The sequence below is a fragment of the Rhizobium sp. CB3090 genome, assembly GCF_029714285.1.
In the GTDB taxonomy this organism is placed as follows: domain Bacteria; phylum Pseudomonadota; class Alphaproteobacteria; order Rhizobiales; family Rhizobiaceae; genus Rhizobium.
Genome location: NZ_CP121662.1, coordinates 1370904 through 1383783, shown reverse-complemented (window position 1 = coordinate 1383783; position 12880 = coordinate 1370904). Strand labels below are relative to the sequence as shown.

Sequence of the window (12880 nt, the reverse complement as noted above, 5' to 3'; positions counted from 1 at the left end):
TTGCTTGCTGGCAAGCGTGAGGCAGACGTATTTTCGGTCGCGACTGCCTTGCTGGACAAAACAATTCGTGTATCGCGCGATCGAACAATATAGGGCGAGCAGCGTTGATCGATTGTGACAACTGAATGAAGGAATCGGGGCAAAATCCTTGATATCGGCGGTGGAATTCACCACATGATTGCTTGAAAGGAAGTCGCGCCATGAAAGAACGCTACGCAAAATTCAATATAGGCGACGTGGTTCGACACCGGATGTTTCCCTTCCGCGGTGTCATCTTCGACGTCGATCCGGAATTCGCCAACACTGAAGAGTGGTGGAATTCCATCCCGGCAGAAGTGCGGCCCAGCAAGGACCAGCCCTTCTACCACCTTCTCGCCGAAAACGACGAGACTGAATATGTCGCATACGTATCCGAGCAGAACCTGATCAGCGACGAGAGCGGTGTCCCGCTCCGTAACCCGCAGATTGCTCAGATTTTCGATAAAGCGCCTACAGGCCAGTTCAAGCCCAAGATGAGCTTCGCCCACTGAGCGTTCATTCCATGCAAGTTTCCGAAGGGAAGACGCTCCCAACGTCTTCCCTTTCGTTTTAAGCAAACGCCGCCACTTGCCGGCATTCCAAGAAAAAAACCGCTCGCAACAATCAGTTGCAAGCGGTTTTTGATTTTAATCGGGAACCACATCCCGGATCTAGCCAGGCTGGATAGGCGGGTCAGATACTCGCCAATCCTGCAAGCGCTACATTTACTGCTGCTTTGCAGCCTTCTGGGCGTCTTCCAGCTTCTTGCGAGCTTCTTCCGCCTTCTTCTGCATGCTGTCCTGCAGGCTCTTCTGGCTTTCGGCCAGCTTCGAGTCGGAGATCGCCGCGCCATCATAGGCAGCGCCGAAGCCTTCGAGCGAGATCTTGATCGGGTTCGGAGCGCGACGGAAGTTGATCGAGGTGAAGGTCACGTCGGTGCCCTTCTTCAAGGCCGTGATCATGGCATCGGTGAGCGGCACTTCGGCCGTGCACTTGTCTGGCAGGCAGACAGCGTAATCGATCTTCTGGCCCTTGCCGCCGTCGACCTGCATGGTGATGCCCGGAGCGATCAGGCGCGCGGTCGGAACGGAAATCTGCAGGATCTTGCGGTTGACCTTGCCGTCGACCGAGATGAGGCCGACTGCGGTCACCAACTGGCCGTTGTTGGCCATGATCAGGTTCTGAACGATGCAGATGTCGGCGTCATCCTGCTTGGTGCAGGTCTTGTACCAGCCGAGGCGCGGCTGAGCGGCGTTGCCACCACCATCAGCAGGAGCTGCATCCGAGGCATCCTGAGCGAAAGCAGCAGCCGGAAGCGCTGCACCGATCATGAGAGCCAGAGCAGAAAGACCTGCCCGCATTTTGTTGTCAGTCTTGAACGTCATAGCGAAACCGCCTCCTGAAATCCGATGCGGGACGACAGCCTGCCGCCCCATGCCATTCGGGTCAAACCGCCGTCCACCTGTCGAAAGATTAAGGCAAATGCATGACCCGGGAAACCCGGCCCCCCTGTTACATCGCACAGGCGCGGATATCCAGCTTTTCTTTGGTCTTTTCTGTCGAGACCCAAGAATTCCGGTCAGCGCGTGTTGGATTCGGCACTCTCATGATAAGGTTCCGCAGAATCATGCCCCTTACCGGAAAGGATGCCATGCAAGCGCTCCGGATCGCTATTTTCCTGTTCTTCTCAGCATTCTGCAGTGCCGCGGCCGCTCAGCCGCTCTATGGCATTGCAATGCATGGAGATCCGGCGCTGCCGGCCGATTATACGCATTTTCCCTATGTCAATCCGAACGTAAAGAAGGGCGGCCACATCAACTATGGCGTCGTCGGCACCTTCGATAATCTCAATCCTTTCATCCTGAAAAGCATGCGCACGACGGCGCGCGGCATGTGGGATCCGGATTATGGCAACCTCATCTACGAATCGCTGATGCAGCGCTCGCGTGATGAGCCGTTCACGCTTTACGGGCTGCTCGCCCAGACGGTCGAATGGGACGACAGCCGCAGCTATATCCAGTTCAACCTCAATCCGAATGCGAAATGGTCGGACGGGCAGCCGGTGACGCCCGAAGATGTAATCTTCACCTTTCAACTGCTGCACGATAAGGGTCGCGTTCCGTTTTCGTCCTGGCTCGACACCGTTGCCAAGATCGAGAAAGTCGGCGATCACAGCGTTCTGGTCCACTTCAACGACAAGGCCAATCGCGAAACGCCGCTGATCATCGCTTCGTCGTTGCCGATCCTGCCAAAACATGCGATCGACGCGGATAATTTCGACCGGACCACGCTCAGCATACCGATTGGTTCCGGGCCCTATAGGGTCAAAAGCATCGATCCCGGCCAGCGCATCGTTTTTGAGCGCAATACCGATTATTGGGGCAAGGATATTCCGTCGAAGGTCGGCGTCGACAATTACGACGAGATATCGGTCAATTATTTCCTGCAGGACACCACGCTGTTCGAAGCCTTCAAAAAAGGCGATATCGACATTTATCCCGACGGCAGCCCCGGCCATTGGCAGCAGGCCTATGATTTCCCGGCCGTGACCTCCGGCGCCGTCGTCAAGGACGTCTTCAAGCCGAAGCTGCCAAGCGGCATGTTCGGTTTCGTCTTCAATACGCGGCGGCCGATCTTTGCCGATAAGAAGGTTCGGAAGGGACTGACGCTCGCCTTCGACTTCGAATGGGTGAACCGGAACCTCTCCTCGAATGCCTATACGCGCACCGAAAGCTATTGGCAGAACTCCGACCTCTCGTCTTTCGGCGTGCCTGCCGATGCGCATGAACTCACCATGCTCGGCCCGATCAAGGATCGCATCGATCGCGACGTGCTTGATGGCACATACAAGCTGCCCGTCAGCGACGGTTCCGGCCGTGACCGCGCTATCCTGCGCAAGGCCGTCGACCTGCTCAAACAAGGCGGTTACACGATCAAAGGCGAAAAAATGGTCGATAGCGCGGGACGTCAGCTCAGCTTCGAGATCATGACGCAGAGTCCGGACCAGGAGCGCATTGCGATCGCTTATCGCCGGTCGCTAGCGCTGCTCGGCATCGCAGTGACCATCCGCACGGTCGATGATTCGCAATATCAGCGCCGGACGATCAGCTACGACTATGACATGATCATCAAGTCTTATCCCTCGTCGCTATCGCCGGGAACCGAACAGCTCGGGCGCTGGAGTTCGACCGCCGCAAAAACCGAAGGCAGCTTCAATTTCGCAGGGGTCGCCGACCCGGATGTGGATACGCTGATGTCGCATTTCCTGACGGCACACTCGGCCGAGGATTTCCGCGACGCGGTGCGCTCTTTCGACCGCATCCTGATCTCGGGCTATTACCTCGTGCCGCTCTATCATATCGACCAGCAATGGGTGGCGCGGCGCAGCCGTATCGCACATCCCGATGTCCTGCCGCTCTATGGCTATCAGTTGCCCGTTTGGTGGGATGCATCGGTGCAATAAAGCGCCCTCGCCGCCAAATCTTATCCGGTTCCTTTTCGGTAACCGGTTGAAGGCTCCGTCCCAAAGGCCTAGATGGCACCTTAAACCAAATAGATCGGAAGGATTGAGCCATGGAACGCATCACGATCGATATCGTCTCGGACGTCGTTTGTCCGTGGTGCTATCTCGGCAAGGCTCGGCTGGAGCTGGCAATCGCCGAGGTGCAGGACGAAGTGGGCGTCGACATCAATTGGCGGCCCTACCGCCTCAATCCCGATTATCCGCCTGAAGGCGTCGACCAGAAGACGGCGCTTGAGCAGAAGCTTGGCGGCGCGGAACGCGTGGCGCAGGCGCACAAGACGCTGAGCGATCTCGGCCGCGAAGTGGGCATCAACTTCGATTTCGACGCCATCAAGATCGGCCCGAACACGCTTGACGCCCACCGCCTCATCCAATGGGCGGGCACCGAGGACCGGGAGAAGCAGGAAAAGGTGGTTACCGCCCTGTTCAAGGCCAATTTCGAGGAAGGCCGCAATGTCGGCGATCATGCGGTGCTGCTGGATATCGCCGAAACGGCTGGCCTCGACCGCTCCGTCATCGCCACCCTGCTCTCCTCCAATGCCGATCGCGACCTCATCATCGGCGAAATCGACGCCGCCCAAAAGATCGGCGTCAACGGCGTCCCCTTCTTCATCTTCGACCAGCAATATGCCGTCAGCGGTGCGCAGACGCCGGATGTGCTGGTCGGGGCGCTGCGCGATATCGCCAAGCTGAAGGCGGAAGCGCGGGCTGGGATGAATTGAGCTGATGTCGTCGGGCGGCGGATGTCATCAGCGTACTTCCTTTCGGAAATGAGAATACAGCTAAGCGCTAATGCGATTATCGCGGCATCTTAGATCTTCTCTCCCGCCGAAATCATCATAGCCGCCAAGGGTATTACGAATGGGATGGGAAGCACTCGGGCAATGGGGTGAAGACGCGGTTCGCATCGAACCACTGACCGGTGGAGTTGCCAATGACGTGTGGAGCGTTCGCGCCTGCGGGCGGATCGCAGTCGGTCGTCTCGGCTCCAGGACCGACGCTGATCTCGCGTGGGAAACTGAGCTACTCCAACACCTCGACCGTGAAGGTATGACTGTTCCAGTGCCGATCCCGACGACAGACGGCCGCCTGTTCGTGGACGGTCTGGTGGTGATGAAATACACGAAGGGCAGACCGCCCGAGACGACGTCCGACTGGCGTCGCGTTGCCGACACGCTCCGCGAGTTGCATCGGTTGACGCAAGGATGGCCGCAGCGCCCCGGTTGGAAATCATCGACCGACCTCCTGCATGCCGAAACCGGTACGAGGATCGACCTTACCGCGATGCCGCCCGAGGGTGTTATTCGATGTCGAGCAGCGTGGTCGCGGCTAATCGGGCGTCAGACATGCGTTGTCCACGGAAACCCCAATAACCCAGGAAATATTCGCATAACCGTAGATCGGGTCGCGTTGATCGACTGGGACGAGGCACACGTCGATGTTCCCGACCTTGACCTCGCGCTGCCCGAAAATGCCGCCGATCTCGCTGACGACGCGTTTGATATCGCCTCGCAAGCGTCAGCCGCCTGGGAAGCCGCCGTTTGCTGGAAGGACGAATACTCCGTCAAACGGCTTGCCGAAGTTCGGTCGGTCTGAGCCTTCGTGGACAACCGCACGTCCACTTCGGGCCGAAAGTGGTCTCCAATCAAGTTGCTAATGATGGAGCCTATTTCTACTTCGCCAACTCCGCCAACTGCGTCATTACCACAGCCGCGCCCTGGAGCCGCTTTTCCGGCGTCGGGAGGTCGCGGGTCAGGAAGACGCTCTGGTCGGGGCGGATCTTTGCCATTGTGCCTTGCTTGGCGATATAGCCGACGAGGTTGGCCGGGTTAGGGAATTCCTTGTTGCGGAATTGCACGACGACGCCCTTCGGGCCGGCGTCCAGCTTTTCGACATTGGCGATGCGGCAAAGCGACTTGATGTAGACGATCTTGAGTAGGTGCTGCACTTCCAGCGGCATCGGGCCGAATCGATCGATCATTTCGGCACCGAAACTGTCGATCTCCTTGATCTCGGTGATTTCGCCGAGACGGCGATAGAGCGCCATGCGCAGATGCAGGTCCGGCACATAATCGTCAGGAATCATGACCGGCGTGCCGACGGAAATCTGCGGTGACCAGCCGGTATCCTGGATTTCGTCGACGCCCTTGACCTCGGCGACAGCCTCTTCGAGCATCTGCTGGTAAAGCTCGAAGCCCACTTCCTTGATGTGACCGGACTGTTCCTCGCCGAGCAGATTGCCGGCACCGCGGATATCGAGGTCGTGGCTGGCGAGCTGGAAGCCGGCGCCGAGCGTATCGAGTGACTGCAGCACCTTCAGGCGGCGCTCCGCCGTCGTCGTCAGCACCTTGTTGACCGGCAGGGTGAACAGCGCGAAGGCGCGCACTTTCGATCGACCGACGCGGCCGCGGAGCTGATAGAGCTGAGCCAGCCCAAACATGTCGGCGCGGTGGACGATCAGCGTATTGGCCGTTGGCACGTCGAGACCCGATTCGACGATGGTGGTCGATAGCAGCACGTCGTATCGGCCTTCATAGAAGGCGTTCATGATGTCTTCGAGCTCACCGGCCGGCATCTGGCCATGCGCAACAGCCACTTTCAGTTCCGGCACATCGGACTGGAGGAAGGCATGGATATCGGCGAGATCGGCGAGACGCGGGCAAACATAGAAGCTCTGGCCGCCGCGATAATGCTCGCGCATCAGCGTTTCGCGGATGACGAGCGAATCGAAAGGCGAAATGAAGGTGCGCACCGCCATGCGGTCGACGGGCGGCGTGGTGATTAGCGAGAGTTCGCGCACCCCAGTCATGGCGAGCTGCAGCGTACGCGGGATCGGCGTTGCCGATAGCGTCAGCACATGCACGTCGCTCTTCAGCTCCTTCAGCCGCTCCTTGTGCTTCACGCCGAAGTGCTGCTCCTCATCGATGACCAGCAGGCCGAGATTGGCGAATTGGATGCCGGCGCCAAGCAGCGCATGCGTGCCGACGACGATATCGGTCTTACCATCGGCCACTTCCTTCTTGGTCAGGGCCAGATCCTTGGCCCCCACGAGGCGCGAGGCCTGCTGCACACGGATCGGCAAGCCGCGGAAACGCTCTGAGAAGGTCTTGAAATGCTGACGAGCAAGCAAGGTCGTCGGCACGACGACTGCAACCTGTACGCCGTTCATGGCCGCCACGAAGGCGGCGCGCAGCGCCACTTCCGTCTTGCCGAAACCGACGTCGCCGCAGACGAGGCGATCCATCGGCCGGCCGGCGCCGAGATCATCGCGCACCGCGTCGATGGCGTTCATCTGATCTTCGGTCTCGTCATAGGGGAAGCGGGCGGCGAACTCGTCGTAAAGCCCTTCCGGCGAGGTCAGCACCGGCGCATGCCGCGTCAGGCGTTCGGCCGCGACACGGATCAGCGCACCGGCCATATCCAGCAGGCGCTTCTTGAGCTTTGCCTTGCGCATCTGCCAGGCGCCGCCGCCGAGCTTGTCGAGCTGCGCCTCGGTGCCCTCGCCGCCATAGCGTGAAAGGAGATCGATGTTTTCGACCGGCAGGAAAAGCTTGGCGTCGTCGGCATATTGCAGCTCGAGACAGGCGTGCGGCGCGCCGGCCGCCTCAATGGTGCGCAGACCGACGAAACGTCCGATACCATGTTCGGCATGAACGACGATCGAACCCTCGTCGAGACCGGCCACCTCGGAGATGAAATCGGCGGCGCGTTTGCGGCGCTTGGAGCGACGCACCATGCGGTCGCCGAGGATATCCTGCTCGCCGATGACGACGAGATCGCCGGCCTCGAAGCCTGCTTCCAGGCTCAGCACGGCCGCAGCCGCCTCGCCCTTCTCCAGCGATCCAATATCCTTGAAGGCCTCGATCGTCTTGACGCGGGCAAGCCCGTGTTCGGCCAGCACCTGCAACAGGCGATCGAGCGAACCTTCCGTCCAGGCCGATATCAAGACCTTACCGCCGGCGGCGCGGCGATCGGCGATGTGCTTGACCACGGCGTCGAAGACATTGACCCGCTCGCTGTCGGCGTTATCCGTGGAGGATCGCGCCCAGCGCGGCCCTTGGCGGGCATCGACGCTGACGACGCGGCGGGCCTCGCCCTCGTGTTCATTGAAGGGCGAGATACGTACGGCATTGAAGGCATCGAGTGCCTTGGCGAAGGTGCTACCGTCAAGATAGAGCTGGCCGGGCGTTACCGGCTTGTATGGCGTGCCCTGCGCCATCTGGCCCTTGGCCGCCTGCCCGGAATTCAGACGAGCGTCGTAATAGTCGAAGACGAGCTTGGAGCGTTCCTCGGCAGCTTCGCGCACCGTATGGTCGGTGACAAGCCGGAAGCCGCGGAGATAGTCGAAAACCGTCTCCAGCTTCTCGTAGAACAGCGGCAGCCAGTGTTCCATGCCGGCGTAGCGACGGCCTTCCGAGACGGCGACATAGAGCGCGTCGTCACGCGTCGCCGCGCCGAAAGCGGAAAGATAGTTCTTGCGGAAACGGCTGATCGTATCCGGCGTCAGGGTGACTTCGCTCATTGGATTGAGGTCGAGGGAGCGGATCTGGCCGGTGGTGCGCTGGCTGGCAGGATCGAAGCTGCGGATGCTTTCCAGCGTATCGCCGAAGAAATCAAGGCGCACCGGCTCTTCGGTGCCCGGCACGAAGACATCGAGGATACCGCCGCGGACGGCATATTCGCCGACTTCGCGCACGGTCGCGACGCGATCGAAGCCGTTGCGCTCAAGCCGGCTGGCGATGTCGTCCATGCGCACCTGATTGCCCGGCCGGGCCGAGAAGGCCAGGCTTTCGATCACGTCCTGCGGCGCCACCTTCTGCAGCATGGCATTGACCGTGACCAGGACGATTGCGGCATGCGGCTTGTGATGATGGGCGATCAGGCCGGAAAGCGCTGCGAGACGGCGGGCCGAGGTGTCCGAACTCGGCGAGACCCGGTCATAGGGAAGGCAGTCCCAGGCGGGAAGCGTCAAGACCGGAATATCGGGCGCGATGAAACCGAGCATCTGTTCGACATCGGCCATGTGCTGGCCGTCGGACATGACATAGGCAACCGGTTGACCGGTCTTCGCCAGCTCGGCCAACAGGAACGGCTCCAGGCCGGAGGGAACATGGCCGACCGTGAGCGGCTCGATTGCCGCGATCAGCTTCTTCGCATCGAAACCGGGGATCATTTGGTCAGTCCGAACCTTTCGGCGATCTCTTCGAAATCGGGCCTATAGGACGCCAGGCGCTCAAAGAGCGGAGTCTGCATATGCTGCGGCGTCGGCTGGCTACCGAGGATCCACCTCAGAAGATCGTTGTCTTCTTCGGCCATGATACGCTCGAGTTCATCGAGTTCGGCCTCGGCAAGCGCAGGCAATTCGTTATCGGCGAACTGGCCGAAAACAAGATCCATCTCGCGGATGCCGCGGTGCCAACAGCGAAACAGAATGCGCCGGCGGCGGGGATCGAGATCGGCACTGCTGAGAGTCAGCCCAGTCATCAAAAACACCTTTATGTTGCTGCGTCTCTATAAAACCAGCCTTGAAAGGTGGGAACCGGTTTTTCGGAAAAAAGCATGCCGCGCGTAATTTTCCGGGGAGTATGTGCCTCCTAGAAGCCCGCATGACCCTCAGGCCTTGCCAAGCCACCCTCCCCGTCGCATTTTGCCGGCCATGCGACCCGCCATCCTCGATCCGCTGTTTGCCTCCGTCTCTTCGCTGCCCGGCGTCGGGCCGAAGATTGCCGAACTGCTGGTGAAGCTGCTCGATAGAGAAAGCATCGACGATTGCCGCGTCATCGACCTGCTCTTCCATGCGCCGCATTCCATCATCGACCGCCGCGAGCAGCCGGGTATTGCGCGGGCGCCGCAGGGTGCGATCGTCACCATCACCGGCCGCGTCGACCGCCATCAGCCGCCGCCGAACGCGCGCGGCAATGTGCCCTACCGCGTCTTCCTGCACGACGAAACCGGCGAGCTCGGGCTGGTGTTCTTCCGCGGCAAGGCGCAATGGCTGGAAAAGCAATTGCCGATCGATGAAGTGGTGACCGTCAGCGGCAAGGTCGACTGGTTCAACGGCCGTCCGTCGATGGTGCATCCGGACTATATCATGCGCGAAAGCGAGGCGGAGAACCTGCCGCTGGTCGAGCCGGTCTATCCCCTGACTGCTGGGCTCTCGCCGAAATTCCTGCGCAAGACCATCGAGGCGGCGATAACGCGCATGCCGGAACTGCCGGAATGGGATGATGCGGCGCTCACTCAGAAGCAGGGCTTTCCCTCGATTTCGGACAGCTTCCACATGCTGCATGCTCCGCGCGACGCTGCCGACATCGATCCGCAAGCGCCTGCCCGCCGCAGGCTTGCCTATGACGAATTCCTGGCCGGGCAATTGTCGCTGTCGCTCGTGCGCCAGCGTCTGCGCAAGGTTGCCGGTCAGCCCGTGCATCCTACGGGAACAATCAGCGGGAACATATTGGAATCCCTGCCCTTCTCCATGACAAACAGTCAGAAGGAAGCCGTGGCCGATATTCTGAAAGACATGGCCGGCACGGAGCGTATGCTCCGGCTGCTGCAGGGCGATGTCGGTGCCGGCAAGACGCTAGTGGCGCTAATGGCAATTGCCGCTGTGATCGAAAGCGGCGGTCAAGCGGTGCTGATGGCGCCGACCGAAATCCTGGCGCGGCAGCATCACGCCACGATCTCGAAATTCGCTGCCAGTGCCAATCTGTCCGTCGAAGTGCTGACCGGGCGCACCAAAGGCCGCGAGCGCGACGCCATCCTGGAACGCATTGCTTCCGGCGAAGCGCAGATCGTCATCGGCACCCATGCGCTGTTTCAGGACAGCGTGACCTACGCCAATCTCATGCTGGCCGTCGTCGACGAGCAGCACCGCTTCGGCGTGCATCAGCGCTTGCGGCTGACGGCGAAGGGGATCTCGCCGCATATGCTGGTCATGACCGCCACGCCGATCCCGCGAACGCTGGTGCTTGCCGCCTTCGGCGACATGGATGTCTCGAAGCTCACCGAAAAGCCCGCGGGCCGCAAGCCGATCCAGACGATCACCATTCCGACCGAGCGGACCGGTGATATCGTTGCGCGGTTGAAGAGCGCCTTGTCCGAAGGCAAAAAAGCATATTGGATATGCCCACTTGTCGAGGAAACCGAAGAATCCGATTTAATGTCGGTCGAGGAGCGGCACGCAAGTTTGACGAAGGCGCTCGGGCATGGGATCGGGCTCATTCACGGCCGCATGAGCGGACCGGAAAAAGATGCCGTGATGATGGCTTTCAAGAATGGAGATATCCGCCTGCTGGTCGCAACCACGGTGGTCGAAGTCGGCGTCGATGTGCCGGACGCGACGATCATGGTGATCGAGCATGCCGAGCGTTTCGGTCTGGCGCAATTGCATCAGTTGCGTGGGCGCGTCGGACGTGGCGACGAGGCGTCCACCTGCATCCTGCTTTATAAAGGGCCGCTCGGTGAAACCGGTCATGCGCGGCTTTCGATCATGCGCGACACCGAGGATGGTTTCCGCATTGCCGAGGAGGATCTGAAGCTGCGTGGCGAGGGCGAGTTGCTTGGCACGCGCCAGTCCGGAACGCCGGGCTTCCGCATCGCCAGCCTCGAAGCCCATGCCGATCTCCTGGAAATCGCCCGCAAGGACGCCGCCTATCTGATCGAACGCGATCCGGAGCTCGCGGGTGAGCGTGGCATGGCAGTGCGTACCCTGCTCTATCTCTTCCGGCGCGACGAGGCGATCCGGTTCCTGAGGGCGGGATAGGTGGATGGACGCGGCAACCGCGTCCATCCACATCAAGGGCCATTACTTGGCGGAAAGGCCGGGGATCGTGACCTGGAACACCTGGAACATGGTATCGACATCAGCTCCGCCATCACCCTTATAGGCAGCGCCAACCTGGAAACCGTCCTGGGTCAGGAAGTCGTTGTCATTGGCGACGAACAGGAAGTAATCGTCCGGCAGCTTGGGATCCTGGACGCTTGCGAGCGACATGGCTTCCCACTTTTCGGAGAGATTGTTGCGATCGTTCGGTGCGCCATTGTGGAGACTGAAGCGAGCAAGGTCGGCGCTGTCGTTGATATCGATGAACTGGCTGACTGCAGCGGGCTTCACGGACGGATCGAGAGCGCCCTTGGGAGCGACCGGCTTGTCGGCATCGAATTGGCTGCCGGCAATGTCGGTTGCAGCGGCGACGTCGACGACATTAATGCTGCGGTAAAGCGACTTATCGCCCTTCACGCCGTAGCCGTTGTTGCTGTCGCGGGCCAACATGAGGAATGTCTGCGGCGAGAGGGCAACGATTTCGCTCTGGGCGGCAACTGCCGTCTTGCCTTTGGCATCGGTGAAGACCGGCAGCGGCACGACATATTCATGCACCAGCTTCAGATGCGCAGGATCGGCGGCATCATAGACCAGCGCGCGGGTATTCTGCCGGGTCGGGCTGGAATCGCCGCCATCCTGGCGGGTTGCGGACTGCAGCACGGCGATGAGGAATTTGCCGTCCGGCGTCAGGGACATGCCTTCCAGGCCCTGATTGTTCTGGCGGCCGCTGGTCGGATCCTTCGGGTCCGGAGCGGATTCGCCAGGACCGGGATTGTTGGAGGCGAAGTTGACGGCGCCATTGCGCATCGGCAGCAGCGCAGCCGGAGGCGGTGTTGCGGACATCATGCGGCCATCGGCGGCGAACCGATAGATATAGGGGCCATATTCGTCGCTGATGAACATCGTGCCATCGGGCAGTCGAGCGACGGCTTCGGTGTCGAGCGAAATCTTGCCGTTCGGCGCTTGGGGCAGCAGCGGCATGCCGTCAGCCGGTTGACGGGTGCCGTTGGCCGGATCGAGACCGGTGGTGTCGGCGCCTTTGTTGTCCGTCAGCAGCATGGTGCTTGCGAGCTTTGCATCTACGCCAGACTGTTCCTTACCGGCCGGCGGCGTTGCGCCCGGAGCAACCGGCGTCAACTGGACGTCGATGGAGTTGAGACGTGGACGGTAGTCGGTGGTGCCGACGGCATTGTAGCCGCGATCCGGCAGCAGCCACAGTGACCCTTTGTAGGAACCATCGGCATTGCGCACCCAGCTCTTGGTGTCGATGGACATGCCCGAACCGGAGCCGAAAGTCTCGCCGAACTTGTCGCGCAGATTGGCCGGGATGCGGCCGACGGCGACGCGGCCCTTGTTGACCAGCGTGACGCCGCCGACGGTGACGGAGTTGTCGGCGAGGGCTGCGACCGGGGCAGCGAAAACGAAAGTGGCGAGCGCTGCGGAAATCAGCGGCAATGTCATTGAACGCAAGTTTTTCAAGGCAATATCCTCCTGATGAAAAAGCCCTTTTTGCTGGA

At 60.5% G+C, this 12880-nt stretch carries 9 protein-coding genes; 5 read left to right on the top strand and 4 right to left on the bottom strand.

Going from position 1 to position 12880, the window contains the following annotated elements; genetic code table 11:
* Positions 1–200: 200 nt before the first annotated feature.
* A complete protein-coding gene (gene hspQ, locus QA646_RS06750; protein WP_283058266.1) occupies positions 201–530 on the top strand; it encodes a heat shock protein HspQ in 330 nt (109 codons plus the stop codon).
* A gap of 213 nt (positions 531–743) precedes the next feature.
* On the opposite strand, the gene QA646_RS06745 is transcribed toward hspQ, so the two are convergent.
* Positions 744–1403 (bottom strand): invasion associated locus B family protein, encoded by a 660-nt coding sequence (locus QA646_RS06745; RefSeq protein ID WP_283058265.1) that lies wholly within the window; start codon positions 1401–1403, stop codon positions 744–746.
* 266 nt (positions 1404–1669) lie between these two features.
* Between QA646_RS06745 and QA646_RS06740 the strand changes: the two genes are divergently transcribed.
* The 3 genes from QA646_RS06740 (at position 1670) to QA646_RS06730 (ending at position 5137) form a co-directional block, all read left to right on the top strand.
* Positions 1670–3481, top strand: coding sequence for an extracellular solute-binding protein (locus tag QA646_RS06740; protein WP_283058264.1), 1812 nt, complete (start codon positions 1670–1672; stop codon positions 3479–3481).
* Positions 3482–3591: 110 nt separating this feature from the next.
* The gene (locus tag QA646_RS06735) at positions 3592–4263 is read left to right on the top strand and encodes a DsbA family oxidoreductase (RefSeq protein WP_283058263.1); all 672 of its coding nucleotides are present in this window, start codon (positions 3592–3594) and stop codon (positions 4261–4263) included.
* A 139-nt stretch (positions 4264–4402) separates the two neighbouring features.
* Positions 4403–5137, top strand: a complete 735-nt coding sequence (locus tag QA646_RS06730) for a phosphotransferase (RefSeq protein ID WP_283058261.1) — start codon at positions 4403–4405, stop codon at positions 5135–5137.
* A gap of 76 nt (positions 5138–5213) precedes the next feature.
* Here the strand turns inward: QA646_RS06730 and mfd are convergent, their stop codons facing one another.
* Both mfd and QA646_RS06720 read right to left on the bottom strand, forming a co-directional pair.
* Complete coding sequence (gene mfd, locus QA646_RS06725; RefSeq protein WP_283058260.1) at positions 5214–8714, bottom strand: transcription-repair coupling factor; 3501 nt, start codon at positions 8712–8714, stop codon at positions 5214–5216.
* A complete protein-coding gene (locus QA646_RS06720; protein WP_283058259.1) occupies positions 8711–9025 on the bottom strand; it encodes a succinate dehydrogenase assembly factor 2 in 315 nt (104 codons plus the stop codon). The genes mfd and QA646_RS06720 overlap by 4 nt, the downstream gene beginning before the upstream one ends.
* A 172-nt stretch (positions 9026–9197) precedes the next feature.
* On the opposite strand from QA646_RS06720, the gene recG reads away from it, so the two are divergent.
* Positions 9198–11303: an ATP-dependent DNA helicase RecG gene (gene recG, locus QA646_RS06715; protein WP_283058258.1), complete on the top strand. Its 2106-nt coding sequence runs from the start codon at positions 9198–9200 to the stop codon at positions 11301–11303.
* A 42-nt stretch (positions 11304–11345) separates the two neighbouring features.
* Here the strand turns inward: recG and QA646_RS06710 are convergent, their stop codons facing one another.
* A complete protein-coding gene (locus QA646_RS06710) occupies positions 11346–12824 on the bottom strand; it encodes an esterase-like activity of phytase family protein (RefSeq protein WP_283058989.1) in 1479 nt (492 codons plus the stop codon).
* Between the last annotated feature and the right edge of the window lie 56 nt (positions 12825–12880).

Bases quoted from the DNA above. Each gene is read 5' to 3' on its own strand.
- hspQ (WP_283058266.1), top strand. From the start codon at position 201: ATGAAAGAACGCTACGCAAAATTCAATATAGGCGACGTGGTTCGACAC.
- QA646_RS06745 (WP_283058265.1), bottom strand. From the start codon at position 1,403: ATGACGTTCAAGACTGACAACAAAATGCGGGCAGGTCTTTCTGCTCTG.
- QA646_RS06740 (WP_283058264.1), top strand. From the start codon at position 1,670: ATGCAAGCGCTCCGGATCGCTATTTTCCTGTTCTTCTCAGCATTCTGC.
- QA646_RS06735 (WP_283058263.1), top strand. From the start codon at position 3,592: ATGGAACGCATCACGATCGATATCGTCTCGGACGTCGTTTGTCCGTGG.
- QA646_RS06730 (WP_283058261.1), top strand. From the start codon at position 4,403: ATGGGATGGGAAGCACTCGGGCAATGGGGTGAAGACGCGGTTCGCATC.
- mfd (WP_283058260.1), bottom strand. From the start codon at position 8,714: ATGATCCCCGGTTTCGATGCGAAGAAGCTGATCGCGGCAATCGAGCCG.
- QA646_RS06720 (WP_283058259.1), bottom strand. From the start codon at position 9,025: ATGACTGGGCTGACTCTCAGCAGTGCCGATCTCGATCCCCGCCGCCGG.
- recG (WP_283058258.1), top strand. From the start codon at position 9,198: ATGCGACCCGCCATCCTCGATCCGCTGTTTGCCTCCGTCTCTTCGCTG.
- QA646_RS06710 (WP_283058989.1), bottom strand. From the start codon at position 12,824: ATGACATTGCCGCTGATTTCCGCAGCGCTCGCCACTTTCGTTTTCGCT.